General features: G+C 45.7%; 22 protein-coding genes. 11 read left to right on the forward strand and 11 right to left on the reverse strand.

The window, feature by feature from the left end:
- Window positions 1–32: 32 nt before the first annotated feature.
- The gene (gene katG / locus IRQ95_RS19110; protein ID WP_194438915.1) at window positions 33–2,213 is read left to right on the forward strand and encodes a catalase/peroxidase HPI; all 2,181 of its coding nucleotides are present in this window, start codon (window positions 33–35) and stop codon (window positions 2,211–2,213) included.
- 168 nt (window positions 2,214–2,381) lie between these two features.
- Here the strand turns inward: katG and IRQ95_RS19115 are convergent, their stop codons facing one another.
- Both IRQ95_RS19115 and IRQ95_RS19120 read right to left on the reverse strand, forming a co-directional pair.
- Window positions 2,382–5,636, reverse strand: a complete 3,255-nt coding sequence (locus IRQ95_RS19115; RefSeq protein WP_194438917.1) for a M66 family metalloprotease — start codon at window positions 5,634–5,636, stop codon at window positions 2,382–2,384.
- A gap of 435 nt (window positions 5,637–6,071) precedes the next feature.
- Window positions 6,072–6,977 (reverse strand): LysR family transcriptional regulator, encoded by a 906-nt coding sequence (locus IRQ95_RS19120; protein ID WP_194438919.1) that lies wholly within the window; start codon window positions 6,975–6,977, stop codon window positions 6,072–6,074.
- 124 nt (window positions 6,978–7,101) lie between these two features.
- Between IRQ95_RS19120 and IRQ95_RS19125 the strand changes: the two genes are divergently transcribed.
- Window positions 7,102–7,770, forward strand: coding sequence for an NAD(P)H-dependent oxidoreductase (locus IRQ95_RS19125; RefSeq protein ID WP_194438921.1), 669 nt, complete (start codon window positions 7,102–7,104; stop codon window positions 7,768–7,770).
- A gap of 27 nt (window positions 7,771–7,797) precedes the next feature.
- Window positions 7,798–8,121, forward strand: coding sequence for a hypothetical protein (locus tag IRQ95_RS19130; protein ID WP_194438923.1), 324 nt, complete (start codon window positions 7,798–7,800; stop codon window positions 8,119–8,121).
- 89 nt (window positions 8,122–8,210) lie between these two features.
- Here the strand turns inward: IRQ95_RS19130 and IRQ95_RS19135 are convergent, their stop codons facing one another.
- Window positions 8,211–9,251 (reverse strand): ABC transporter substrate-binding protein, encoded by a 1,041-nt coding sequence (locus tag IRQ95_RS19135; protein ID WP_194438925.1) that lies wholly within the window; start codon window positions 9,249–9,251, stop codon window positions 8,211–8,213.
- A 202-nt stretch (window positions 9,252–9,453) separates the two neighbouring features.
- Here IRQ95_RS19135 and IRQ95_RS19140 point away from each other — a divergent pair, with 202 nt between their 5' ends.
- Window positions 9,454–10,746, forward strand: a complete 1,293-nt coding sequence (locus IRQ95_RS19140; protein ID WP_194438927.1) for an NAD(P)/FAD-dependent oxidoreductase — start codon at window positions 9,454–9,456, stop codon at window positions 10,744–10,746.
- 114 nt (window positions 10,747–10,860) lie between these two features.
- A complete protein-coding gene (locus IRQ95_RS19145; RefSeq protein ID WP_194438929.1) occupies window positions 10,861–11,565 on the forward strand; it encodes an SDR family oxidoreductase in 705 nt (234 codons plus the stop codon).
- A 74-nt stretch (window positions 11,566–11,639) separates the two neighbouring features.
- Here IRQ95_RS19145 and IRQ95_RS19150 read toward each other — a convergent pair whose 3' ends face one another.
- The gene (locus IRQ95_RS19150) at window positions 11,640–11,783 is read right to left on the reverse strand and encodes a DUF2256 domain-containing protein (RefSeq protein ID WP_075652324.1); all 144 of its coding nucleotides are present in this window, start codon (window positions 11,781–11,783) and stop codon (window positions 11,640–11,642) included.
- The gene (locus tag IRQ95_RS19155; protein WP_194438931.1) at window positions 11,773–13,014 is read right to left on the reverse strand and encodes an NADH:ubiquinone reductase (Na(+)-transporting) subunit B; all 1,242 of its coding nucleotides are present in this window, start codon (window positions 13,012–13,014) and stop codon (window positions 11,773–11,775) included. The genes IRQ95_RS19150 and IRQ95_RS19155 overlap by 11 nt, the downstream gene beginning before the upstream one ends.
- A gap of 159 nt (window positions 13,015–13,173) precedes the next feature.
- On the opposite strand from IRQ95_RS19155, the gene IRQ95_RS19160 reads away from it, so the two are divergent.
- The 3 genes from IRQ95_RS19160 to IRQ95_RS19170 are packed head-to-tail and all read left to right on the forward strand — an operon-like array spanning window position 13,174 to window position 15,677.
- Window positions 13,174–14,562: a cytochrome ubiquinol oxidase subunit I gene (locus tag IRQ95_RS19160; RefSeq protein WP_194438933.1), complete on the forward strand. Its 1,389-nt coding sequence runs from the start codon at window positions 13,174–13,176 to the stop codon at window positions 14,560–14,562.
- A 12-nt stretch (window positions 14,563–14,574) separates the two neighbouring features.
- Complete coding sequence (gene cydB, locus IRQ95_RS19165) at window positions 14,575–15,573, forward strand: cytochrome d ubiquinol oxidase subunit II (protein ID WP_194438935.1); 999 nt, start codon at window positions 14,575–14,577, stop codon at window positions 15,571–15,573.
- Window positions 15,573–15,677 carry a DUF2474 family protein gene (locus IRQ95_RS19170; RefSeq protein WP_075652328.1) on the forward strand — a complete coding sequence of 35 codons (105 nt, stop codon included), beginning with the start codon at window positions 15,573–15,575 and terminating at the stop codon, window positions 15,675–15,677. Before cydB ends, IRQ95_RS19170 begins: the two co-directional genes overlap by 1 nt.
- 24 nt (window positions 15,678–15,701) lie before the next feature.
- On the opposite strand, the gene IRQ95_RS19175 is transcribed toward IRQ95_RS19170, so the two are convergent.
- Entirely contained in the window at window positions 15,702–16,610 is a 909-nt protein-coding gene (locus IRQ95_RS19175) for a DMT family transporter (RefSeq protein WP_194438937.1), read from the reverse strand.
- Between the two features lie 108 nt (window positions 16,611–16,718).
- Here IRQ95_RS19175 and IRQ95_RS19180 point away from each other — a divergent pair, with 108 nt between their 5' ends.
- Window positions 16,719–18,098 carry an aminotransferase-like domain-containing protein gene (locus IRQ95_RS19180; protein ID WP_194438939.1) on the forward strand — a complete coding sequence of 460 codons (1,380 nt, stop codon included), beginning with the start codon at window positions 16,719–16,721 and terminating at the stop codon, window positions 18,096–18,098.
- A 211-nt stretch (window positions 18,099–18,309) separates the two neighbouring features.
- Here IRQ95_RS19180 and IRQ95_RS19185 read toward each other — a convergent pair whose 3' ends face one another.
- Genes IRQ95_RS19185 through IRQ95_RS19195 form a run of 3 tightly spaced genes read right to left on the reverse strand, consistent with a single transcriptional unit; the run spans window position 18,310 to window position 19,699 of the window.
- Window positions 18,310–18,759, reverse strand: a complete 450-nt coding sequence (locus tag IRQ95_RS19185) for a GNAT family N-acetyltransferase (RefSeq protein WP_194438941.1) — start codon at window positions 18,757–18,759, stop codon at window positions 18,310–18,312.
- Between the two features lie 12 nt (window positions 18,760–18,771).
- On the reverse strand, window positions 18,772–19,149 hold the full coding sequence (locus tag IRQ95_RS19190; protein ID WP_194438944.1) for a GFA family protein: 378 nt from the start codon (window positions 19,147–19,149) through the stop codon (window positions 18,772–18,774).
- Between the two features lie 31 nt (window positions 19,150–19,180).
- The gene (locus tag IRQ95_RS19195) at window positions 19,181–19,699 is read right to left on the reverse strand and encodes a GNAT family N-acetyltransferase (RefSeq protein WP_194438946.1); all 519 of its coding nucleotides are present in this window, start codon (window positions 19,697–19,699) and stop codon (window positions 19,181–19,183) included.
- Between the two features lie 860 nt (window positions 19,700–20,559).
- Between IRQ95_RS19195 and IRQ95_RS19200 the strand changes: the two genes are divergently transcribed.
- Together IRQ95_RS19200 and IRQ95_RS19205 are read left to right on the forward strand one after the other, a co-directional pair.
- Window positions 20,560–21,927 carry an NfeD family protein gene (locus IRQ95_RS19200; protein ID WP_194438948.1) on the forward strand — a complete coding sequence of 456 codons (1,368 nt, stop codon included), beginning with the start codon at window positions 20,560–20,562 and terminating at the stop codon, window positions 21,925–21,927.
- A 9-nt stretch (window positions 21,928–21,936) separates the two neighbouring features.
- Window positions 21,937–22,719, forward strand: a complete 783-nt coding sequence (locus IRQ95_RS19205; RefSeq protein ID WP_194438950.1) for a slipin family protein — start codon at window positions 21,937–21,939, stop codon at window positions 22,717–22,719.
- A gap of 78 nt (window positions 22,720–22,797) precedes the next feature.
- Here IRQ95_RS19205 and IRQ95_RS19210 read toward each other — a convergent pair whose 3' ends face one another.
- Window positions 22,798–23,793 (reverse strand): succinylglutamate desuccinylase/aspartoacylase family protein, encoded by a 996-nt coding sequence (locus IRQ95_RS19210; protein ID WP_194438952.1) that lies wholly within the window; start codon window positions 23,791–23,793, stop codon window positions 22,798–22,800.
- A 106-nt stretch (window positions 23,794–23,899) separates the two neighbouring features.
- The gene (gene yfcC, locus IRQ95_RS19215) at window positions 23,900–25,432 is read right to left on the reverse strand and encodes a putative basic amino acid antiporter YfcC (protein WP_194438954.1); all 1,533 of its coding nucleotides are present in this window, start codon (window positions 25,430–25,432) and stop codon (window positions 23,900–23,902) included.
- Window positions 25,433–25,718: the final 286 nt, after the last annotated feature.

Consider the following 25,718-nt stretch of genomic DNA (forward strand, 5'->3'; position numbering starts at 1 on the left):
TTGGTTAAAACAACCCAGTCAGGGAGCAAGCAATGAGTGATAAATCGAACCAATCCAAGTGCCCTGTAATGCATGGCGCAAACACAAATCAGCAGGCTGCGGAGTTTAACTGGTGGCCGAAAACCTTGAATCTCGACATACTCCACCAGCACGACAATAAAACCGACCCAATGGACGCAAGCTTTGACTATGCTGAGGCATTTAACTCACTCGATCTCGAGGAGCTGAAAAAAGATCTCAAAGCCTTTATGACCGATAGCCAAGATTGGTGGCCGGCCGACTGGGGGCACTATGGCGGCTTGATGATCCGCATGGCGTGGCACTCAGCGGGGACTTATCGTATTGCTGATGGACGCGGCGGCGCTAGTCGCGGCAACCAGAGGTTTGCCCCGCTCAATAGTTGGCCAGATAACGGTAATCTCGACAAAGCAAGACGCCTACTCTGGCCAATTAAGAAAAAATACGGCAATAAAATTTCATGGGCGGATCTAATTATTCTTGCTGGCAACATGGCGTATGAGTCAATGGGCTTTAAAACCTTTGGCTTCGCCGGTGGTCGAGAAGATATCTGGCATCCCGAGAAAGACATTTATTGGGGCGCAGAGAAAGAGTGGCTACAACCCAGTGGTGGGGAAAATAACCGCTACTCTGGCGAGCGCGATTTAGAAAACCCTCTCGCCGCGGTGATGATGGGCTTAATCTATGTCAATCCTGAGGGTGTAGACGGCAAACCAGACCCAATCAAAACGGCTCACGATATGCGCGTCACCTTCGCTCGAATGGCGATGAATGATGAAGAGACAGTCGCTCTAACCGCAGGTGGACATACTGTCGGTAAAGCACATGGTAACGGGGATGCCTCTGTCTTAGGTCCTGAGCCCGAAGGGGCAGAAATTGAAGACCAAGGTTTGGGCTGGCTAAATAAAACCTCGCGTGGGATTGGGCGCAACACCGTCACCAGTGGCGTTGAAGGTGCTTGGACGACAAATCCAACCCAATGGGACAACGGCTACTTCGAACTGCTATTTAAATACGATTGGTGGGTAACCAAAAGCCCAGCGGGCGCTGCGCAGTGGGAACCGGTCAATATCAGTGAAGAAGATATGCCCGTCGATGTAGAAGACCCAACCATCAAATGTAAGCCGATGATGACTGATGCTGATATGGCGCTTAAATTTGATCCTGAGTATCGCAAGATAGCCGAGCGCTTCCGTAATGATCCTGCCTACTTTGCCGATGTGTTTGCCCGAGCATGGTTCAAGCTCACTCATCGCGACCTGGGTCCAAAATCACGTTACCTTGGTGCGGATGTACCAGCAGAAGATCTGATTTGGCAAGATCCGGTGCCAAGTGTTAGCTATCATCTCAGTGATGAAAACATCGACAGCCTTAAACTCGCCATTCTCAACAGTAACCTATCCATCAGCGATCTGGTCACAACTGCATGGGACAGTGCCCGAACTTATCGTGGTTCCGACCGCCGAGGCGGCGCTAACGGTGCTCGCATTCGCCTAGCTCCGCAAAAAGACTGGCAAGGCAATGAGCCTGAAAGACTTGCTCATGTGCTCGCTGAGCTCGAATCGATTAAAGCCAGCCTAGGTTCACCTATTAGCCTCGCTGATTTAATTGTGCTTGGCGGCGGCGTAGGGATAGAAAAAGCAGCGTCTAATGCAGGACTGAGTGTTAGCGTGCCATTTGCTCAAGGTCGCGGGGATGCCGCGCCGGAAATGACTGACGAGCACTCATTTGATGTTTTGGAACCCATCCACGATGGTTTTAGAAACTGGCTCAAAGATGACTACGCCGTCACGGCTGAAGAGTTACTACTAGAACGCAGCCAATTGATGCAGCTTACTGCCGCTGAAATGACGGTGCTCGTAGGTGGTATGCGCGTACTGGGCACCAACTATGGTGGCAGTCAGACAGGTGTATTGACCGATCGAGTCGGCGCATTAAGCCAAGACTTCTTCGTCAACTTAACCGATATGAACTACACATGGCACCCTGCTGATAACGGTTTGTATGAGATTCGTGAGCGCGCCTCTGGCAGTACTAAATGGATAGCATCACGGGTTGATTTGATCTTCGGCTCAAACTCGGTATTGCGCTCTTATGCCGAGCTCTACGCCCAAGATGACAACCAAGGTAAATTCGTTGCTGATTTTGTCGCAGCATGGGTCAAAGTGATGAATGCCGACCGATTCGATTTGTAATACCAATCGGGATAAGTAAGTGGTCAGAAAATTGCGCAAGGAAAATCGCTGAGAACTAGGCATGGATTGCCGTAACTAGTTATTCTAATTACAAAATCCGTAACGACGTTATCAGCGATTTTAATCAGCAGCCCTCGCTCAGTGCGAGGGCTTGCTTCAAACTACTACTTAAAACGACGTTAAGTATTGCCAGTTATGGTTGCTCCAATCATCCATGTTTGGTTTATCCGGCCATGGGAAGTAACCGTATCCATCCGTTTTCAGTTGATAGTAATGACGCTTACCATCATGAAAATCGTACATGAACACATCACCTACTCGACCTTTATCACCATATACACCGATTGTATCTTGCTGGTACCAATTCGCTGTATCTTGCTCAAACTGATCTCGGTCTCGCCATGCTGTTAACTGCTCATTCAAGCTTTGCTCGCTACCGACAAAGTGCCAATGAGCATCTGAATACGCTTCCGTTGGCATCGCAACATCATTACCTTCTTGTTTTTGTAAGAAGTATGCTTGCTGACCATCTTTTAGCTGCGTTTCGAACAACAAGTAAGCTTGGGTCGTTGTTCCTGCTTGATCAGCACTCAAAATGTTTTCGACACCATAGTACTCAACCAATCGCGCTGCGTGATCTTTCACTTTACGGTCAATACGCATTGGATTAAGCGCAAAGTTTACATAACTCTCTACACTACCTAAGTACTTCCAATCTTGATTCGAAGTCTGATTTGTTGGCAACTCAGCGGCGGCTGCTTGCTTCATCATGAAGTAATCGCGCGTGCCTGTTTCTGGATTGCTAAACGCATACAAAGCGCCGACAAAACGTTGTTTAACCTCCTTACCCGACTGGATAGCGAGATTCTGACCAAACAATTTGTATTGGCTTAGTGAAAGTAACTTAGTTTCAAACTCTTGCACGCTGCTGAAATCCACATTCTGCAGCTCTGAAATTTCAGAAAACGTCAGCGTATCTTCCACACCACGTGCATAACCATCCGAGTCTTTACCAAACGTCACCGCACGTTGTGGGTATTCACTATTCTGCTCAAATTGACGAGAAGTCAGCTCAACCTGACCAAATTCGTTATGGTTTGGTTGCTCGGTTGCAACGTAATCTTCAACCATTTCATCGAAGTAGCCAACAAACTGCCAATCGTTGTTTGAGTCGCCGCTTCCTGGGAAGTACCAGTAGCTGGTGCGTTTCATTGCAAACAGTTCAATACGACCGTTGCGGTGGTAATGGAATACATCGCCCGGTGTACCAACACGGTTGTTTTCACCCCAATCGTAGAAACGTTCTTGACCAATTTCCACCAAAATCGCTTCGCGAACCACATCTTCTAGTAAACGTTCTGGACAGAAAATACTCATGCCTTGCGGATTCTCAGAGCGCGCCAAGTTGATGTGGAATTTATTACTCATATTGCCATCTAAACGACGACCCTCGAGACCGATATTCTTGACATTGCCATCAGCGTAACGTACTTCAGCCCAACACTGACCCACTTCTGGCTGTGGTAACTCATAAACTTTACCGGCTGCTCCATACATTGCTGGGTAAACGTAGCTTAAGTTTTGCTGAGTTGGATCGTAATATCCGACCATGGTCATAACATCAACATCGGTCAAACGTGGTTTTAGTTTGTTGGTTTGATCTACCGCTTGCATGGTCTGAGAACTTTCATCCCAATGAGCGTAACCAGTGCTGCTTTCCATATCTAGCAAGTCAAAGCCTGTCAGGTAATCTTGCATCACTTTGGATGTATAGCCGGTAAATAACGGGTAGCTGCTTGCGCTTGAATCAAAGTTACCCCCTGCCATTGGATCTTTCTGATAACCAACTAAACCTTTGAAGTCGCGATCATCATAACCACGGTTATACCACACCATATTGTCAGCCATACGACCGCGGTATGCATCATAGCCCCAGCCACTTGTTGTACTGTGGTAATAAACGTCAGGGCCACCTGGCCAGTGCCATAAGCTAAAGGCATGACCAATTTCATGTGTCACCTCATTGCCCTTTGCACCGGTAAGTAGCACCATACCATTACCGCCAGACAACCCATGCGTTACATCAACCACATTGCCTTTCTTATCCAAGTAACGACCGATAGAGTGACCGATCACAACACTAGGGAAGTAGCCCGGCTGCCATTGATGAGTCCCCGCAGAACTGGTTACACCATAGTTGGCGTTGTTAATACCGGTTTGGATCAGTGATTTGGTAATGTTCTCACGCATATCGCCAGAATAAACGTCCGGCGCATCGAATTGGCTGTACTCTTCTTCCACTTCACCATAGGCAGTGACGACCTTATCTAGTTTAACTGGCAGGTATGGGCTAATCGTCATAGAAGCCATAGGGAAACGTTGGAACAATTCTGCACCATAGTTTGCCATCTTGGTCTCAAGCTCTTTCGCCGCTGGCGGCTCAGTTAACATACCGATACGTACCATTGGCATCTCGACATGGACTGGCGCGCCAAACTCGATACTGTCGGCTGCCAACTCCCCTTCGCGCATATCGTAAGTTTCAAAACGTAGGCTCAAACCTTTTTCAATGTAATGCCAAGGAAGAACGGTTGAGTAAGAACGTTTAGAAAACAGAATATCCGGGCGTTCATCTTCTTCTGTACGGTCTGCATTGAGTAATTGAGTCGGGTTATTTAGTACTCGTCTCTCTAGTAGTTCGCCATCTTTATAGATACTCAACCAAACGCCTTTCTCATCAACGACATTTTTTTCAGGCGTAACAACTAAAAGCGCTTCACGATGTGTAACCAGTTTTTGTTGCGACTTATCTGCATTGCCAAAAGGCTCAGAAGTTTGGTTTTGTACAAAGCGAATCTGCGCGGAAAAAGTGCCGGCTAGGTGGTTGGTCACATCCAAATCATCAACGAAACCAATCGCTTCAGTATGTTTTTGATCAAAAGGCAAACAATCTTGGCTAGCGAGCTTCATACCGCTACCTGCAAGATAGCGAACACTGCAACGCTTATCGTTATCTAGCCATTCTAGATAGTTCTGACCAAACTGATCGTGGTAGACATAAACACCATCTTGTTCATTCACCAAGCGCCAAGGCGATTTTACAAAGTCAAACATCGCTTCTGCAGAACGGTCTGCGTAAGCGATGTTTTCTTCATAAGAAGAGCCTAAAACAAAAGGGAGAAAAAGTGGGTTATTGTCAGGCGACATAGGGTAAAGGTATTCACCAAAACGCAGAAAACGTCGACCATTACGTTCTTCCCAATTATCAGGATTTTGCGCCAACTGATTGACCTGATTAACACGGGCTTCAATTTTTTTTGCCATCTCTTGCATCATGGTGATGCGAATATCTTCTCCTGCCATCACACTCTGAACAGGAAGCAACGCACCAATGGCGCTGGCTAAAAGGGCTTTTTTAATCATTGCGATACTCATCAACGGTATTACGACAGAGCGGTCAAATGCAGCATTAACTCACTTAAGACCGCAGCCAAATAGGATTAAAACCGAACTACCAACCTATTTACCGATGAATATACTGTTCAAGCACTTATAACTCGAGACAATAGAGAAAGCAAAAATCATTCCATGGCTCAATGTCACATTTTTGTACATTTATATTTCAAAATATTAAAACTTCTTTCCTAACCAATTAATTTAATGAATGTTTTTAAATATAAAAAACCTTATTAACTACGACAAATTTGGGCAAAAAATCACAAATAAACCTCAATAATAGAACTTGGTTCCATTGTTCTGCTTCAACATCAGCTCAAAGACATTAATTGGATTTTAGTCGTCTTATCTAGCTTTTCGATGGCATAACGAAAAGTGGTAGACTGCGTAAAATTAATCGATTTAAACCGCAACTCGCTCTATGTTCTCGACCAAATAATCGATAAGTAGACGCACTCGAGTCGGTAAATAATCCCTTGAGGCATAATAGACCCAAATAGTGACTGGCTCTCCCCAATATGGCTCTAATATAGGCGTCATTGTGCCCTGCTCGACTTCTTGCTTAAACATCCAACTTCCTAACATCACAATGCCAGCACCAGCCACTGCCGCCTGTTTCGCCGCCGCGAAATTATTGACTACAAGTTGTCCCTGCGGCTCATACAGTGTCGCCACATTACCTTGTTTAAGCCGCCAGTGATGAAACCGCCCCGTGGTTAACGAGCGCACTGGAATGCAACGATGTTGAATCAGCTCCTCTGGTGATAGAGGAGTACCGTATCGAGTCAAATAGCTTGGAGCAGCATAGATACCAATATTTTGTTTTATCAAAGGACGCGCTATCAAGCGGGAATCTTGGTTAATCGCCGTGCCAATGCCCAAGTCAAAACTGTTTTCGACTAAATCAACGTTTCTATCATCAAAGTGTAAGTCGCAGTTAATCTGCGGATACCGCTCAATAAACTCCAATATCAACGGAAGAATATGCTCTCGTCCAATAGAACTGGCAGGGAGGTTGACTTTCACTGTACCAGCTACTCTCTCGGAAGTATCGGATATCTGTTCTATCGTGTTTTGAATTGCACTCATCGAGGGCATCAACTCATCAAAAAGTTGCTGACCTATTTGAGTTAAGCTTAGTGAATGCGATGAGCGAAAAAATAATTTCACCTGCCACTCATGTTCCAATTTTGTAATTGCTTTGCTTACCGCTGGAGCTGAGATGCCAAGAATACGTGCTGCTTTGGCAAAACTGCCCTGTTTAGCAACTTGAATAAAGATTGGTAGTTGGCTGGGAAGTGATTTCATAAACTTTTACTCATCTTAAAAGTAACCAATAACAAGCTACAGGTTAATAAAAATATATTCAATACTTAGCGATATCGAAAACATTACCCAAAAGGCAAACCTTGCCACCCACGGAGAGAAAAGCATGAACGTACTTGTCGTATATTGGCACCCAGAACCAAAGAGTTTTAATGGCGCAATGTTTAGCAAAGCGGTTGAAGTCCTTGAAGCTGAAGGTCATCAAGTCAAAACCTCTAACCTACATCAAATGCAATTTGATCCAGTGTCAGGCAGACACAACTTTACTACCACTAATGATGCTGACTTTTTCAAACAGCAATTAGAGGAAATGCATGCGACAGAGCACCAAGGTTTTTCACCAGAAATCGAAGCTGAAATCCAAAAACTTGAATGGTGTGATTTAGTCATTTTCCAATTCCCACTTTGGTGGTTCGGGATGCCTGCAATGTTAAAAGGCTGGGTTGATCGCGTGTTCGCTATGGGCAGAACTTATGGGGGTGGTCGATTCTACCAAGATGGGGTTTACCAAGGTAAAAAAGCCATGCTAAGCGTTACTATGGGTGGTCCCGAAGAAGCGTATATCATAGATGGTTGGAACGGTGATCTCAATGGCATCTTACGCCCTATCCATAGAGGTATTCTAGAGTTCAACGGTTTTTCTGTGCTTGCTCCGCATGCAGTGTACGGTCCAGCGAGAAAAACCGAACAAGAACGTATTAATGATCTAGACATCTATGCGCAGCGACTAAAAAATATTTTTTCTGAACCGGCAATTCACATCGGGCAATACTAAATATTTCGTGTCAAACAGAGGTACGATATGAACGTTAAATATAACCAATCGGTAGAAACGTTGAAAAGTTGGGGTGCTACACAAATACAGATCGATGCCATTTTGGCAAGTGGTGTGGATACAGAAGACGACAAGTCATTCGAGTTAAACCGACGCCAACGTATGATTGAATCGATCGACGAATGTTTACAGTTGCTATTTCCCGACAGAAAAAAGCGCCAATATTTTATGACTCATACCAGTAATACTCTGTTTTTTGCCCGACGCAAGCCTTTAGATGTCTTGGCTCTAGGCTCGCTCTCTAGCCTCGAACAAAGTTACCAGAGCATCCGCAGCATGCTATGTATTTAGCCAACTTGAATAAGCAGGTGCTCTATTTCAACCACATAAAAGCCCCGACAATGCGGGGCTTCAATAATGATTCACTCTTAAGTAGCAAATTAGCTCTTAAGTTTTTGCCAGTACTTCTGGTAAACCTCGGCAAATGTGCCGATATCATTGGTAAATTCACCATTCGAGATCAAAGCGTCATCAGGGAAGATCAGCGGATCATTTTGCATTTCCACTGGTAGATGTTGTTTTGCCGCTTTGCTTGGCGCTTGATAGCCTAACGTTTTAACGATTTCAGCTTGGTTTTCTGGACGCAGGATAAAGTTGATGAACTGATGGGCAAGTTCTTTGTGCGCAGAACCTTTAGGAATCACAAAGTTGTCCATCCATAAAATCGCCCCCTCTTGTGGGTAGACGAAACCCAGTTCTGGCAGTTCTTCACGCCCTAAATAGGCATTACCATTCCACTGCATACCCGCGGTGACTTCACCAGTCACAAAAGGGACTTGAGGCGCATCTGAGTTATACACCACTACGTTTGGTTTTAGTTCGCGCAAGCGTTGGTACGCCCGTTTGATTTCATTTTCGTTAGTGGAGTTGATGCTATAGCCCAAAGATTTTAGCGCCATACCAAATACATCACGTACATCATCTAATAGCATCACTTGCTGACGGAACTCCTCGTTCCACAGGTCGCTCCAGCTCTGTACGTCGCTTGCTTGGTAGTAGTCCCCATTATAGGCAATACCCGTCACACCCCAAACGTATGGGACTGAGTATTGGTTTTTGGGATCAAATGATTGATTGAGTAGACTTGGAGTCACATCTTTAAGGTGAGAAAGCTGAGCTTTATCGATTTCCGCCAACATTCCCTCTCTACCCATCTTTGCGATGATATAAGTTGAGGCGAATGCTACATCGTACCCTTTGCTATCGAGTAGCTTTAACTTGGTGTACATGGCTTCATTGTTTTCGAAAGTTGAGTAGTTGACGGTCACGTCATACTCTTTTTCAAACGCTTTAATTACGTCCACTGGTAGATATTCAGCCCAGTTGTATACGTTCAGCATGCGCTCACCCGCGGTCACACTGAACGCAGAAACACTGCAAGAAGCGATCATTAAACCAGTAATAAACTGTTGCTTTTTCATTTTTATACAAAACTCTATGAAAATAATTTCTTAAAGATGAATTAACTTTATCAACTCATCACTACTAACAAACGAACAATTGCTGTTTTTACAGAACAATCAGTCACTTGCCGCGCATATGGAAACATGAGAAAATATTTTTTTCATCAGTTTTTTACTGGTTTTGTGAACTATTATCCTATTACCCTACGGAGTTTATTAAATGTCGGTTCAAAACGAATATATCGATAGCTACTACCAAGCAACGATTAATCCACTGCCCCTGCAACCAGAGTTAACACAAGATATCGATGTTGACGTGTGTATTGTTGGCGGCGGTATGACAGGTCTTAACGCTGCGATTGAACTTCGTCAGCGTGGCTACACTGTCGCGGTTCTAGAATCAAAGCGCCTTGCATGGGGGGGGTCGGGTCGTAATGGCGGTCAATGTTTGGTGGGTTATTGCCTAGGTCTACGTGAGGTTGATGAAACCTACGGTAACAAGTGGGGCAAAGAGCTTTGGGACTTGTCTGTTGAGGCTATCGACATTGCGCGTGATCGCGTAAAAGAGTTCAATATCGACTGTGATTTCCAACAAGGTTATATCGAAGTTGCGCTAACCAAAGCACACGAAAAAGAGCTGAAATCATGGCATGAGCTAAAACAAGGTCACTACAATTACCCAAGCGCGTCATGGTGGGATAAAGAGAAGATCAACCAAGTTGCCAATACCGAGCGCTACTTGGGCGGCTTACACGATACCAACAGTGCACATATGCACCCTCTAAACTACACGCTAGGCTTGGCGAAAGCGGCGATTGATCTTGGCGCGCAAGTATTCGAGCACACCCCAGCAGTTAAACTGCAAAAAGGTAAGCCACACACGGTAATTACACCGAAAGGTCGTGTTAAATCGAAATTTATCCTACTTGCTTGTAATGCATACCTTGATGGTTTAAACCGCAAAGCACAGAGTGTCGTGCTACCTGTCGCTTCCTACATTGCCGTGACTGAACAACTTGGCGACCGCCAACCTATCACTAACATGATGGCTATCTCTGACATTAAAAACAGTCTCGACTACATGCGCCCAACGCCTGACGGACGCATCTTGTTTGGTGGTGTTAACCACCCATTTAACCTTGAATACAAAGATTCAATGGAACGCCTACGTCAACGCATGGTGAAAGTATTCCCACAGCTTGATGACGTTAAAATGGAATACCACTGGGGTGGTCTGTTCACCGTAACCCGCGAATACATGCCACAAATTGACCACCTAGGAAACGATGTTTACGTCGCGCATGGCTACACTGGTCACGGTGTGGGTCTAACCAATATTGCTGGTAAAGTGGTTGCTGAAGCAATGGCGGGCAATGCAGAGCGCTTTGATGTTTTCTCGAAGATCAAACACAAGTGGATCCCAACTCCACAAGTACTGCGCACACCTGCGCTTGCGTTAGCAATTTGGAAAGCACGTCTTGAAGATGTCCTAGGTGAAAAACTAGACAAATAAACCTCTTGTCGCAAAAGACCTAATAGAAAGAGCTCAATCACATTGGGCTCTTTTTGTTTGAGCTAATTGCAGTATAACTTCGTAAGTTGCTTATAGGATATAGCGAGGTGAGCAATGAAAATACTAATATTAGGCGGCAGCGGTGGCATTGGGTTGGCAATAGTGAAAAGACTGGCGCAACACACAGATAATCAGATCGTTGCCACCTACCATAATCATCATCCTGACTGGCAAGCTCCCGACCTTGAATGGCATCAACTCGATGTCACTAATGAGTCACAGCTTTTGTCATTGAGCGCAACCATTGGCAGTTTAGATTGGATAATTAACTGCGTCGGCATCCTACACGATGCTAACCACCAGCCTGAAAAGAACTTAAAATCCATCGAGCCAGATTGGTTCATGACAAGCTTAGCAACCAATACCCTTCCCACGCTGCTGCTCGCGAAACACTTTGGCGCCAACCTCAAGCCCAGCATGTCGCCAAAACTGGCTGCCATCTCTGCCCGTGTCGGTAGTATTTCGGACAATAAATTAGGGGGGTGGTACAGTTATCGTAGCTCCAAGGCTGCCCTAAATATGGTAGTCAAAAGCATCAGTGTCGAGTGGAGTAGAACCCTGCCTAAAGCGTGTGTACTCGCACTCCATCCCGGAACAACAGACACCCCACTCTCTGAGCCCTTTCAAACCAATGTACCTCAAGGCAAGCTTTTCAGCGCTGAGTTTGTCGCCGAGAAGCTGATCGATTTAATCGCTAGCACGCCAAAGGACGATTCCGGCAGTTTTCTCGCCTACGACGGCAGTACGATTATTTGGTAACACCCTCTTGAGTAATCACTATCTGAAAAGTGTCCCATCCAAACGCTCTGCGCCGAAACGCTGCCTAAAAATCGCTATTTAACCCGAGACCGACGACAACGCTGGGAGCAGTATTTCACCTCCTCCCAGCAAGCTTGCCATTTTTTACGCCAAGCAAACGGTCTGCCACATACGCTGCATAATTTACTGGGTAAATCCCGCTTGTTCTTAACTCGCAAAACGCTTCTTCCGACGTTTAGCGTTGCCCTCTTTGACCATAAAATCAAACAGCGGAGCAAATAAGTTAGCAAACAAGATAGCCAACATGATTCCTTCCGGATAGGCTGGATTGAGCACTCGAATACCAATCGTCATCACACCGATTAATATACCGTAAGCCCATTTGCCTTTGTTCGTAAACGCAGCAGAGACGGGGTCCGTCGCCATGAAGAAGGTACCGAATGCCACACCGCCCAGCACAAAGTGCCAATAGAACGGCATCGAGAACATAGGGTTAGTATCAGAGCCGACTAAATTAAGCAACGTTGAAGTCGCTGCTAAGCCGACAATTACCCCTGTAACAATTCGCCAAGAGGCAATTCGCATTCCGATGAGTATTAAACCGGATAGCATGATGAATAGTGTGGAACCTTCACCCATTGAACCGGGTAAATTGCCAAGAAATGCGTCGCTCCACGCTAATGCCTGCCCTGTCGTATTATTGACTAAGCCCGATAGCCCACTCTCATACCATTGACTGAGCGGTGTCGCTCCTGAATAACCGTCGGCAGCAACCCAAACTAAACCACCCGACATATTGGCTGGGTAAGCGAAATAGAGAAAGGCTCGACCAGCCAATGCGGGGTTAAGAAAGTTGCGTCCTGTGCCACCGAAAATCTCTTTGGCAACCACAATACCAAATGTGATACCCAAAGCCGCCTGCCACAGCGGTAGTGTTGGAGGTAGAATCAAAGCAAACAGGACTGAACTGACAAAGAACCCCTCGTTAACCTCATGCTTACGAACGATGGCAAACAGCACTTCCCAGAATCCACCGACAACAAAGACAGTGGCATAAATTGGCACAAAATAACAAGCGCCAAGCAGCATCTTGCCGATCCAACTACTGGTTTGTAAGGCTTGCTCGCTACCAAATACGAATGACACACGCCAACTTGCGTCGATCACTTGTTGCAGTTCCGCCCCACTATAGGTCGCAAGCAGTGCACCAACGGATTGGTTACCAATGTTGTACATACCCCAGAACATTGCAGGAAACGTGGCAAACCACACCATAATCATTATGCGTTTCAAATCGATACTGTCGCGGACATGAGTGCGACCGCGATTTACTGTCCCCGGAGTGTAAAAGATGGTTGCTGCCGCCTCGTACAAAGGATAAAACTTCTCGTACTTCCCCCCCGGTTCGAATATCGGTGCGATCGCTTCGAGTCTATCTCGGAAACTCATAGGACTCTCCTTTTGGTTTTCTTCGTTGGTTAGCTTCTCTTCTAATACTCATCTGCATACGAGCGCCAAGTGCGAAAAGGGCACTAACACCCTGAAACATTTTTGAACATTTTCCCTAGTAAATCGTATGTAATGATTCATTCAGCGCTGGAGGAACGTATGGACACCCTTGCACTCGACCTAGCTCGGTTTCAGTTTGCTTTCACTGTCTCCTTTCACATCATTTTTCCCGCCTTTACTATTGGGCTTGCAAGCTTTCTGGCGGTACTTGAAGGGCTTTGGCTCAAAACAAATGACGCCAAATATCTGCAACTCTACAAATATTGGTTAAAGATCTTTGCGATTAGTTTTGGTATGGGCGTGGTCAGTGGCATTGTGCTCAGCTATCAATTCGGCACTAATTGGAGCGTTTTTGCCGACAAGACAGGTCCAGTGCTCGGTCCTTTGATGGGTTATGAGGTGTTCACCGCGTTCTTCTTAGAAGCTGGTTTTCTTGGGGTCATGTTGTTCGGTATGGATCGCGTCGGCAAAAAACTTCATTTTGCCGCCACCTGTATTGTCGCATTCGGAACGTTTCTTTCTGCTTTCTGGATTTTATCAGTCAACAGTTGGATGCAAACGCCCGCAGGGTTTGGCTTCAACGAGGCTGGACAATTCATCCCACTGGATTGGTGGGCAGTGGTGTTCAATCCCTCTTTCCCTTATCGATTAGTGCATATGCTGTTAGCCGCTTACCTGACGACGGCGTTCGTTGTAGCCGCAGTTGGCGCTTATCACTTATTAAAATCGCCTCAGAACCCTTTAGCGCGCACCATGTTTTCGATGGCGATGTGGATGGCAGCAATTGTGACACCACTCCAAATTGTCGCTGGTGACATGCATGGTCTCAATACCCTTGAACACCAACCCGCCAAAGTCGCAGCAATGGAAGGTCATTATGAAAGCCACAAAGGCGCACCGTTGATCCTGTTTGGCATTCCTAATGACGAAACTAAAACCGTTGACTATAAAATCGAAATTCCAAAACTAGGCAGCTTAATCCTCACCCACTCTCTCGATGGCGAAGTCAGAGGGCTCGATGCGTTTCCAGATGATCAACATCCACCGGTTGGGATTGTATTCTGGAGTTTCCGCGTCATGGTCGCTATCGGTTTTGGCATGTTAGCTCTGGGCTTAACGAGCTTATTGCTTCGTAAGCGAAAGTCCCTCTATCACGCCCATTGGTTCCATCGCTTATGTGTGCTGTTTGGTCCCGCTGGCTTTGTTGCCGTGCTCGCCGGATGGATTACGACTGAAGTCGGTCGTCAGCCTTACACTGTATATGGATTACTCACGACTGCGCAATCCGCCTCACCAATTGATGCAGCAGCTGTCAGCGTATCTTTGACCGCTTTTGTCGTCGTGTACTTTATTGTGTTTGGCGCAGGTTTCTTCTACCTGTTGCGATTAATGAGAAAGTCGCCAACCCGTTATGAAGAAGCATTGGAAAGTCGACTACCGGATGGCACCCCAGTGCCCCCTGTATCTCAATCAAATCACCTAACTTAACCGGAGGCGGCAATGGATTACGCATTAATTTGGTATGCCTTAATTGGACTTGCGGTGCTCATCTATGTAGTACTCGATGGCTTTGATTTAGGAATTGGCGTGCTTTTCCCCAGTGCTCACAGTGACAACGAGCGCGATTTGATGATGAACAGTATCGCCCCAGTCTGGGACGGCAATGAAACTTGGCTAGTGTTAGGAGGCGGAGGACTGTTTGCTGTTTTTCCGCTTGCCTACGCGGTGGTGATGCCCGCACTGTATGCACCGCTGATCCTCATGTTGTTGGGCTTGATCTTACGTGGTGTCTCGTTTGAGTATCGCTTTCGTACCGAGCGCGGCAAGTTTCTCTGGGACAGTGCTTTCTTCCTTGGGTCGCTGCTTGCAACTCTGATGCAAGGCATCATGTTAGGCACATTACTACAAGGAATCGCTATTGGAGGACGTGCTTATGCCGGCGGCTGGTTTGATTGGCTCACACCTTTCAGTCTATTTTGTGCCCTCGCCACAATGTGTGCTTATATTTTGCTTGGTGCTTGCTGGCTGATTATCAAAATGCCATCTGACTTGGTCAGTCGTTATTACACCATCGCCAAGCGTTGGGCGCTGGCGTTGATTGGCTGCGTGATCGTCGTGAGTATCTGGCTGCCACTGACCAATCCGTTGATTGCCGAACGCTGGTTCAGTTTTCCAACCTCGCTGCTCTATTTTGTTATCCCAGCGCTTGTTGCTTTATGTGTGTGGCGTCTGTTTGCCAGCTTGATCGATCATAGAGCCGTCGCTGCCTACCTTTATAGCATGAGCATATTTGTACTTGCAGCGGTTGGTTTTGGCGTTAGTACGTTCCCATATCTCATTCCATTCGCACTCACCTATCAGCAAGCGGCTGCGCCTGACAGCAGCCTTAAATTCTTGCTTGCCGGTGCGGTATTTTTGCTCCCACTTATCATTGCCTACACCGCCTACTCGTATTGGGTATTTCGCGGCAAGCTCAAGCATGGTGAAGGGTATCACTAATGAAAAATCGCAAAGTTCAACTCAGTTGGTTTGTGGGGATTTGGCTAGCCTCGGTGTTAGGGCTAGCCCTTTTTAGCCTACTGATCCGCTGGATTCTTGGTTAATGTCGCTTAGACAGATTGTCTCGCCTAAGCCTGTTTGACGACTTCAGATATCCCTTGTTTTTTCGGCTGTTGCGACGACGGCTTGGGAGCAACGACGATAAGGCTTATACCAATGAGATAAAGTGCGCATGAAACCAACTGTGGTACGCTCAAACTCTCATCATAAACCACATATCCACTTATCAGCGCTGCTAATGGCACGAGTAAATGAAGCGGTGAAATAACACTTAACGGATACTTAAGTAGCATTTTATTCCATACCCAATAACCAAATAACGAGGTCGGATAGGCTTGAAAAATCACTGCTGCACTGGTACTCCAACTCCAATTATGCCAAGCTTGAAAAATCACATCGGTACTATAAAGACTGACGGCTAGTGCAATTAGTGGTATCGGTGCAACCAACATTCCCCAAACACTAAAAGCAAAAGGCTCTTGCGTTTTCGAGACCTTAATAATAATACTCATGGCAACCCAGCTTAGGGCTGAAATCATGATTAACAACCCCCCAAGCAAAGTAACATTTCCGTTGGTAGTTACGATAGATAGCCCAACTGCTATTGTCGCCAACACTCCACCTATGAGCTTTCTTCGCGTTAAAGACTCTTTAAAGACCAATACTCCAACTAGCATCCCCAAAATCACATTTGTCGTCAAAAGTACTGAGGACATACCCGATGATAAACCAGCAACGATTGACCACGATGCCATACCCCAAACACCAACCCCAAATACCACTCCATAACTCACAACATAGAGCCAGTGAGTGTCTGGCTTTGAGATAAATAACACCAATGGAGTTGCCGCTAGAGCAAACCTTGCTGCTGTGGCAATGAGTGGATTGACATCACTCACTCCCAGCTTAATCATCGTAAAGTTAAACCCCCATATCACCATGACTACTATCGCTAAAAATAGATCCCTGCTCTGCATCTCCCTCTCCTTTTTCTGCATGAGTTTTTTGTCTGTCTTCAGTATCCCTTGAGGAGAGAAACCATTACAGATACAATTTTCTAACAAATAAGGAGTACAGATAGGGATATGAGTAAGTACAGGGAATTGGCAGATAATGTAATTGCCACCATCAAACAAGGGAAAATCGCTGCTGGCGTGAAGCTACCTTCATTGCGACAGTTCGCACAGCAGCATAATGTCAGTCTTTCAACCGCAATCAGTTGCTATCAAGAGCTCGACTCACAAGGTTGGATTCATGCCCGCCCAAAATCCGGCTACTTTGTTTCTACTCTGTCAAATCCAAGAGCAACACCAAAATGGGCAAAGTTTCAGAGCCAGGTATCTACGGCGACATTACACCCTCCGAGTCGTAATCCCTTTAATGGACCACTGGGGGTCGCCAGTACCTCAGTCCACCCTGCCGATGCTCAAGAGCTACAACGCAGCTTTAAGCGCGCATCTCTTCGGATGGGTAATCGACTAAATCTCTACCCGAGTATTAATGGCGAAGCCCCCCTTAGAAATAGCCTTGCCAACCACTTTAGAAAACTGGGCATTTTGTTTAATCCTGATGATATGGTTATCACCTCTGGCTGCCTTTCCGCGATTAAGGCAGCAATAGAGTGCTGCAGTGTTGAAGGTGATGCCGTCGCGATAAGCTCCCCTTGCTTTAATGGTATCATTCAATTGCTTGGCTATATGAAACGTAAGGTGATTGAAATCCCTTCAACAGATCAGGGCATCGATTTAGTCCAACTTGAACAACATCTCAAAGATAAAACGATCGCAACTGGGGTGTTTTGTACTTCATTCACCAATCCACATGGCATAACCATGTCCTCCGAACAGAAACAGCAACTCGCGTGGCTAGCGAACCATTATCAGACGCCTATTATTGAAGATGATGTCTATATTGAGCTCGGTTATTTAGATCAACCCATCCCTGCGCAGCAATATGATCGCCAAGGTTATATTCTCTGGTGTGGCTCATTTTCAAAGAGTCTATCGCCAAGCTACCGCGTGGGTTGGTGTTTACCTGGGCGCTATCAAACCGAGTTTCTCAATCACTTTTCGGTGGGTAGCTACGGCGTACCTACGCCAATGCAATTAGCCCTCTCCGACTTTATTGAAAGTGGTCATTACGCTAAACACGTAAAAAAGAAGCGCAGTGAGCTACTTAAGATTCGTCATGACTACATGGAGTACTTAGCGCAACACTTACCGAGCAATGCCACTATCAGCGATCCTCAAGGTGGTTTGGTCCTTTGGCTTCAAATTCCTCAGTTAAATACACATTTATTAGAGAAAGAAGCGCATCAGATGCAATTAGATTGTCGCGTTGGTTACCTCTTCTCAACTCTCAACCTTTATGATGACTGTATTAGGATTAACATCGGTCATGATCTTGAAGGACAAGCCAAAGATGATTTGCAGCGATTGGTTGAGCTTATCCATCGTCACTGTTAGGCAACAGGCGCACCAACAAGCTATGCCGCTTTAGGCTCAATACTGGGTAGGAAACTGCAATCTAGTTCGATACTCAATACCTTCAACAAACTCATGGCGCTGCTGTTGGTGTATGTCGCTTTTTCAATTGGTTATGAACACATATACCTAATGGCTACCACCAATGAAAAGATCAGGGTTCGCTAGCGCATTTTAATATGTTAATGCAGGACTAAGCCGTCACAACGTTAGCAGGTGTTTCCAAGCTTATAGCTAACTCAATTAGCTGATGTTTACCCACCATCTCGCCACCTTTGGCAAAGGTAAAGCCCAGCTCTTTATAATAATCCGCAAGGTATTGATGGACGAGCACGCTAACATAATACACGTGCTGACGCCGAGCATAACGCAACAGAGCATTGACCAACACATCTGCCAATTTCGCTCCTCGGTACGCATCAAGAACCGCTACTCGGGATAATACTGCCCAGCGGTGTGAAATGGTTAAGCGTGCGCAACCAACGGGCTGACAATTCAAATAAAGAATCGCATGTTGAGAGACAGAATCCTTGCCATCACGATCAAGCTCGAGCGGAATATCTTGCTCGATGACAAACACTTCCTGACGTATCGCATGCGATTGTTCAATAAGTAACGAGTCACATCCTATGACTAAGTTCATTATCAATCCTAGCTAATATTTATCTGATGGATGGTGGATACCATCGTATATTTTTACCGGTTCAAGCTCATAAGCATTAATACCATCCAAGCAAGCAACGTTAATTGCAAACTGATGCGGGTTAGACCGACGTTGGTGATGGGTGTAGATACCGCAAGTTTTACAAAAGTAGTGCTTTGCAGTCATCGTATTGAACTGGTATAGCGTGAGATTATCCTCGCCTTTTACGACTTCGAGATTCTCTAATAAGACAGATGCAGCGATGGCACCTCGTTTACGACACATAGAGCAAGAACATCGTCTTGGATCTTCTAAACCATTTGGCATGGTTAATTTAAGTTCGACGGCACCACAGTGGCAACTCGCTCTATGAACCGGTTTAATATGCATGACTACCTCCGTATAGTCTCAATTAAATGAATTATGTAACTTCAATCCAATAGCGAGCTATGCACTCATCAAAGATTTCGCTCTGCACATAACCTTCAAACTGACCACCATTGACCTCAATGACTCTGCGTGAAGCTTGGTTTTGTTTATTTGCGGTAACCAGTGCCTTATTAATCCCTAACTTGGCGACCTCGCTTAACGCTAACGACAACATCTTTTGTCCATACCCCTGTCCACGTTTCGATGGGCAAATGTCGTAACCAATGTGTCCCGCCTCCTGTGCGAGAAAAGTGCTGTCGATATTATGCCGAATACGGATGACCCCTATCACCTCATCGCAGCGATTCACCAACCAAAAATGGCTGCAAGGTACATAACCAGGTCGCAAATTGATCCCGAGAGACTCTTGCTTTAATCGAGTGACATAACCAGTGAAGTCATGCAAACACTCCGAGTAATACTCTCCATTGACTGGATCATGCGCGACATAATCGAAATAAAACTGCAAAAACGACTGCTCTAGCTCGATTTTCGGAGAGCTCAACCACATACGCCACCCGTTAAATAAATGTTAATGGCACACAGTAACGTCACTTTGAGCAAGACGCGAGGGGAAAATAAGAATTGTGTGCGCTCAAAAGTTAAACAATTAGAGGTGGTTACTTTCAAGCGCGGGAATATACTCAAGTGACTTCAAGATGCCGGATTCAGAGCATTGTCACTGATTCGAATGCAAGGAAAACTGCGAAGCGGAATAGTGAGCTATTTCCAAGTAGTTTGACGCAGCAAACGGGCCAGTGACTCGCTCCCGAAGGGCGAGTTTACTTGGTTTGCATACTGCGTTAACGATTTTTGATTTAGAACCACTAGATCTTCAAATCTTTGCCTTGTCTGCAAACCAAGTCATTCTCGCTGAACCACGCACCTTGAGGTTACTTGAGTATAAAAGAAATTAATGAATACCTAGCAAACGTGATACCCAAGTGATATGACCGTGTTCAATAAGGTCAAAAATGGTCAAAAACACAGCGGAAATCAATGCTAATTTAATTAGGCGCGTAACAATAAACATGAACAATCCAATCAATAAAAACCATAACAAGCATAGCGTTAACCCTAATTTCCAGAAACTATATTCGGTAACAGAACATTTCTCTTTGTCTAACACGCCAGAGATCCAACATGTCAGGGGCAAGCAAGCCAACTGCTCCCCATCATACTCCTTTTTGGTTTGACGACAGCTATTTTAATGCTTTTCCTTCTCGTACTGCTCTTGAGGTAATCCTTATATGTAATTAATACGTAGCTATAATTATACAAACAATAGAAAAACAGCATCAGTGGTGACCGATGGTACGCCAGTAGTCTCAAGTGGCTTCTTCTATGGAGTGCCTTACTTCTGGAGGTTGTATGAAAAAATTTTGCACATTCTTCCTAACCTTCTTGCTGTCGAGCACAGTGTTCGCACAAACCGTTTGGATTGTTCCGGTTAAGGGGGCAATAGGCCCCGCGACAAGTGACTACATCAGTCGAGAAATCGAACTGGCTCAAACCTCCGGTATTAGTCTAGTTATTTTAAAAATGGATACTCCTGGCGGTTTGGACAGCGCGATGCGAGATATTATTCGCGCCATCACAACCTCCAGTGTTCCGGTTGCAACTTGGGTTGGTCCTTCCGGCGCTCGGGCAGCAAGCGCTGGGACTTACATTCTACTGGCTAGTCATATCGCATCAATGGCAAAAGCAACCAATTTAGGCGCATCAACACCTGTTCAGATCGGCGGCGCAAGTCCCGCTAAACCAAGTGATGACGCTTCCAACGATGATACGTCAGACTCCGCTTCTCCAGTTGAAAACCAAGACAAGGTACCAGCCAAAACTGCAATGGAGAAAAAAGTCATTAATGATGCCAAAGCCTACATCAAAGGATTAGCAAAGCTACATGGCCGTAACGCAGAATGGGCAGAAAAGTCAGTAAGTGAAGCGGCAAGTTTAGATGCCGAAGAAGCACTAGCGCTTAACGTAATTGATTACATTGCCGCCTCAGCCAAAGAACTGGTTAACCTTGCCAATGGTCGCACTGTCACGGTTAATAGCTTAGAACTTACTCTAAATTTTGATAATCCCAGCTTCGAGCTTCGCCAACCCGACTGGCGCGCTGAGCTGCTGGCTGTCATCACCAACCCAAACGTTGCTTATATCCTAATGCTGATTGGTATTTATGGGCTTTTGCTAGAATTCTATAACCCAGGAATTGGTTTGCCCGGCGTGTTGGGCGGGATCTGTTTGCTACTGGCAATGTACGCACTGCAAATGATGCCGGTGAACTATGCAGGGCTTGGATTGTTGCTGCTTGGGATAGCGTTAATGGTTGCGGAAGGGTTCAGCCCAAGCTTTGGCATTCTCGGGGTTGGTGGCATCGTGGCATTTGTTTTAGGCTCGATCTTTCTTATAGATAGTGACATACCTGGCTTTCAAATTGCCCTACCACTGATTTTTGGCGTCGCTGCCGTTTCTGCGGTTATCATTCTCTTAACTATCGCCTTGCTACTGAGAATACGCAAAAAAGGCGTCACAACGGGCGTTGAAACCATGACTGGTCAACTCGCCATCGTGACCGATTCATTCATCGAAGGAAGAGGTCGCGTACAGCTTAACGGCGCACTTTGGAGTGCGCTCTACGAGGGACAAGAACCCTTACAAACGGGCGATAAGGTCGAAGTCACCCAAATTGAAGGTTTAACCTTAACCGTGAAAAAACAACACGCTAAAAATTAGGAGGCGCTTATGATGCTCTATACTACAGCGGTTGTACTTGTACTGTTATTGGCACTCGCGACACAAGTGTTCAAAGTTTTACGTGAGTATGAACGTGGCGTCGTTTTCTTTCTAGGACGATTCCAAGAAGTCAAAGGGCCGGGGCTTATTATCTTGATCCCCTTTATACAACAAATGGTTCGTGTCGATCTTCGTACCGTGGTACTTGATGTGCCAACTCAAGACTTGATTACCCGAGACAATGTCTCAGTCAGAGTCAACGCGGTGGTCTACTTCCGCGTCGTCGACCCACAAATGGCAATCAACAACATTGAAAACTATAGCGATGCCACCAGCCAATTGGCGCAAACGACTTTACGCTCGGTATTGGGACAACACGAACTCGACGAACTGCTTTCTGAGCGAGAGCGACTCAACAAAGATTTGCAAGCGATCTTAGATCAACAAACCGATGATTGGGGCATCAAGATTGCCACCGTTGAAGTTAAGCATGTTGATCTTAACGATAGCATGGTTAGAGCTCTAGCAAGACAAGCAGAAGCCGAGCGAAATCGCCGCGCGAAAGTGATTCATGCAACGGGTGAATTGGAAGCATCGAGTAAACTGAAAGAAGCGGCCGAAATGCTTAACGAAGCGCCAAATGCGCTCCAACTTCGTTATATGCAAACACTCACCGAAATCGCTAACGAAAAGACCTCAACGATTGTTTTTCCAATGCCGATGAACTTAGTTGAGACCTTATCAACACTTGCAAAGACAGCTGAGAACGTTAAATCAAACCATGATAAATAGAGCAAAGGTCTAAGCATGGCTTAGACCTTTGAGAATAGAGTCGTGAGAATTTAGAGTCGAGTTCTGAGAAGCGAGAGCTTAGTGGATCAAGCGTACAACCAAAGAACCCGGAGCGCGAATTGACTCAATATTGTGGCTCAGTACCGTGCCTACACTTGGTGCATAATAACGCTTCAATTCATCACCAAAATTATCGTATTGGATCGCAACCAATTGGTCTTGCTCTACTTTATCCATCATCGCAACTTGTGGGATAACAAAACCACCAATTTCCGCACGAATGCTCGTGATATCCTGTCCCTCTAGGCACGGAACAACCGCTTCCACTTCACCTTGAAGCAACTCATGACGTTTAAGCACGTTAAAGATACCATTCACGGTACGCTCAATCAGATCCAATTCAGTGTAACGACCCATACCCACTTCAATCGTAATGCTTGGAATGCCACTGGTGTTCCATACTGTCTCAAGTACACCTGCGTCGCCTGGATCATTTAAGATAGCGTCTGGATTAATCAAACGCGCCATCTCAATTGCCTGCTCTAAACGGAAATCCGCAAACACATACAATGGGTATACTGTTCCACTGGTTTGGGTATGCAGATCAATCGCCAAGTCCGCATTCGATTTTAGCAAGTTGTGCCACAATGCATGGATAAAACGATTTGCCTCATTTCCGTTTGCATCACCCGGGAAGAAACGGTTTAAGTTACAAGGAGACGCATCTGGATCTGCCGAGAAGAAATCACGACTATGGTTTAGCATTCCCGTCAGGTTGATCATCGGCACAATCGTCACCGTACCTGCAAGTTCTTTACCAACCAATTCACGCGCCGTCTTTTGCGCGGCTAATACGCCATTGTATTCATCACCATGAACACCCGCAGTGATCATGATTTTTTTGCCCGGCTTTTCGCCCTTGAATACCATTACTGGCAAATGTTGCCATTGAGAAAGTGCATCCGTGGCAATACGGAACATGAACTTATGCTCACCTGCAGCCAAATCGGCCACATCTAAAGAATGAATAACACGGTGACCTTGAATCACATCGTCTAAGTATTGTGTCGCCATTAAAATGGTCTCTCCAAAATCTTTGTTTGCCTATAAACTTAGGCAGACAATAAAAAATGGCGAGATAAATATCTCGCCATCGAATCATCAAACTCGCTTGGGTTTATTATGAGAAGCCCATTAGCTGAGCAACTACTACCACTACGCTCGAAATTGCGAACAATAGTAGCATAAAGCGCCAGCAGAATTTCGCCCAGTCACCCCAATCGATACGACATACACCAAGTGTTGCCATTAGAGGCGCTGAAGTTGGTACGATTACGTTAGTGAAACCGTCACCTAGTTGGAATGCCAATACCGCTACTTGACGAGTCACGCCTGCGATATCAGACAACGGCGATAGTAGTGGCATTGTTAGTGCTGCTTGACCAGAACCTGAGGTTACAAAGAAGTTGAACACTGACTGGAACACGTACATTAGCCATGCCGATGCCACTGCTGGCAGACCGCTTAACATACTACCTGCACCGTTTAGGATTGAGTTCAGTACACTTGGCTCTTCTGAAGAACCGCCACCTAGCAGCAGTAGTACACCTTTCGCACAACCAACCAGCAATGCTGGCGCTAGCATGATGCTGGCACCTTCTTTAAACGCTGCCGCAGCTTCGTTTAATGTCATGCCGTTCAAGCGGAAAATCGTACCAATCATCGCTACTACAAAGCCCATAGTGAAGAATTGCGATGCGATTTCTGGAATGTACCAAGCGTGCATTACTACGCCCCATACTACCCATGCAGTCGAAGCTACTACGGTTAGAAGCACTAGCGTATCGCCAATGTTCCAACGAGATTCAGCAACCGATGCTTCTTGTTGGTGGAAGTACGCGTCAGTGCGACGGCTGTATGATAGCTCTGGGTTTGCTTTGATGCGCGCTGCGTATGCCATAGTGAAAGCGATACCGATAAGCGTAAAGCCAGCCCATAGACCCATACGTACGGTCATACCAGAAAGAACTGGAATACCCGCGATACCTTGCGCAATCGCCACTGAGAACGGGTTCATCCAAGACGTCGCAAAACCAATTTGTGTTGCGATGTAAGTTACCATTACGGTTGTAATACCGTCATAACCAAGACGAACCATTAGTGGAGCGATGATAATAGCGAAGGCAACCGCTTCTTCACCCATACCAAATACTGCACCACCAAGTGAGAACAGTAGGAAAAGTACAGGGATAAATAGTGATTCATTACCTTTGGTTTTATCAATCAGACGTAGGATACCGTTGTCGATAGTACCGGTGCGCATTACCACACCAAATGCACCACCGATCACCAGCATAAACATGATTACGCCGATTGCACTGCCCCATTTCGAGCCTGAAGTTAGACCTTCAAATGGGAAGTTCATTAGACCAATGCCACCGCCTGAAGCAAATAGGCTTACCGTGTTGTAAACCAGTTCACCAGCTTCATCAGTCGCATAAGCAAAAGAGTTAGGGTCAATAACTGTACGTGTCTTTTCAGCACCATCGACCATGTATGTCACCTGTTGGCTATCAAAAGAGCCCGCAGGGATTAAGTAAGTAAGAATCGCAGCAAAGATACCAACAAAGAAGATTAAAATTAGGGTATCTGGCATCTGCCAAGATTTCTTCGTTACAGCCGAGTCCGCTGGCTGTGCATGAGTGTGAGACATAACCTTTTTCACGCTTAGTTTTCAGATGCGTGAAATATCGCAAACTACAGAATAAAAAGTCAACAAAATAGTACATATCAGACTATAAATTCATTAAGCACGCATAAAACGGTGATATATTAAGCATTAATCGTTTTGGATTAGTTAATAATTTTTATGGATAATTAACGCAAATAACAAATCCATTACTTCACTCTCTATCGCAATATGTAAGGCAAAAAATGGTGTCAGTCTCCCTCTTCGTTCTCCTCGCTATAAAGCAAGAACGACAAAGAGCCGGACCAGC

The organism is Vibrio fluminensis (assembly GCF_015278125.1).
Classification (GTDB): Bacteria; Pseudomonadota; Gammaproteobacteria; order Enterobacterales; family Vibrionaceae; genus Vibrio; species Vibrio fluminensis.

What these genes read in the sequence shown, in the direction of transcription:
- katG (WP_194438915.1), top strand. Translation starts at nt 33, where the DNA reads ATGAGTGATAAATCGAACCAATCCAAGTGCCCTGTAATGCATGGCGCA.
- IRQ95_RS19115 (WP_194438917.1), bottom strand. Translation starts at nt 5,636, where the DNA reads ATGATTAAAAAAGCCCTTTTAGCCAGCGCCATTGGTGCGTTGCTTCCT.
- IRQ95_RS19120 (WP_194438919.1), bottom strand. Translation starts at nt 6,977, where the DNA reads ATGAAATCACTTCCCAGCCAACTACCAATCTTTATTCAAGTTGCTAAA.
- IRQ95_RS19125 (WP_194438921.1), top strand. Translation starts at nt 7,102, where the DNA reads ATGAACGTACTTGTCGTATATTGGCACCCAGAACCAAAGAGTTTTAAT.
- IRQ95_RS19130 (WP_194438923.1), top strand. Translation starts at nt 7,798, where the DNA reads ATGAACGTTAAATATAACCAATCGGTAGAAACGTTGAAAAGTTGGGGT.
- IRQ95_RS19135 (WP_194438925.1), bottom strand. Translation starts at nt 9,251, where the DNA reads ATGAAAAAGCAACAGTTTATTACTGGTTTAATGATCGCTTCTTGCAGT.
- IRQ95_RS19140 (WP_194438927.1), top strand. Translation starts at nt 9,454, where the DNA reads ATGTCGGTTCAAAACGAATATATCGATAGCTACTACCAAGCAACGATT.
- IRQ95_RS19145 (WP_194438929.1), top strand. Translation starts at nt 10,861, where the DNA reads ATGAAAATACTAATATTAGGCGGCAGCGGTGGCATTGGGTTGGCAATA.
- IRQ95_RS19155 (WP_194438931.1), bottom strand. Translation starts at nt 13,014, where the DNA reads ATGAGTTTCCGAGATAGACTCGAAGCGATCGCACCGATATTCGAACCG.
- IRQ95_RS19160 (WP_194438933.1), top strand. Translation starts at nt 13,174, where the DNA reads ATGGACACCCTTGCACTCGACCTAGCTCGGTTTCAGTTTGCTTTCACT.
- cydB (WP_194438935.1), top strand. Translation starts at nt 14,575, where the DNA reads ATGGATTACGCATTAATTTGGTATGCCTTAATTGGACTTGCGGTGCTC.
- IRQ95_RS19170 (WP_075652328.1), top strand. Translation starts at nt 15,573, where the DNA reads ATGAAAAATCGCAAAGTTCAACTCAGTTGGTTTGTGGGGATTTGGCTA.
- IRQ95_RS19175 (WP_194438937.1), bottom strand. Translation starts at nt 16,610, where the DNA reads ATGCAGAGCAGGGATCTATTTTTAGCGATAGTAGTCATGGTGATATGG.
- IRQ95_RS19180 (WP_194438939.1), top strand. Translation starts at nt 16,719, where the DNA reads ATGAGTAAGTACAGGGAATTGGCAGATAATGTAATTGCCACCATCAAA.
- IRQ95_RS19185 (WP_194438941.1), bottom strand. Translation starts at nt 18,759, where the DNA reads ATGAACTTAGTCATAGGATGTGACTCGTTACTTATTGAACAATCGCAT.
- IRQ95_RS19190 (WP_194438944.1), bottom strand. Translation starts at nt 19,149, where the DNA reads ATGCATATTAAACCGGTTCATAGAGCGAGTTGCCACTGTGGTGCCGTC.
- IRQ95_RS19195 (WP_194438946.1), bottom strand. Translation starts at nt 19,699, where the DNA reads ATGTGGTTGAGCTCTCCGAAAATCGAGCTAGAGCAGTCGTTTTTGCAG.
- IRQ95_RS19200 (WP_194438948.1), top strand. Translation starts at nt 20,560, where the DNA reads ATGAAAAAATTTTGCACATTCTTCCTAACCTTCTTGCTGTCGAGCACA.
- IRQ95_RS19205 (WP_194438950.1), top strand. Translation starts at nt 21,937, where the DNA reads ATGATGCTCTATACTACAGCGGTTGTACTTGTACTGTTATTGGCACTC.
- IRQ95_RS19210 (WP_194438952.1), bottom strand. Translation starts at nt 23,793, where the DNA reads ATGGCGACACAATACTTAGACGATGTGATTCAAGGTCACCGTGTTATT.
- yfcC (WP_194438954.1), bottom strand. Translation starts at nt 25,432, where the DNA reads ATGTCTCACACTCATGCACAGCCAGCGGACTCGGCTGTAACGAAGAAA.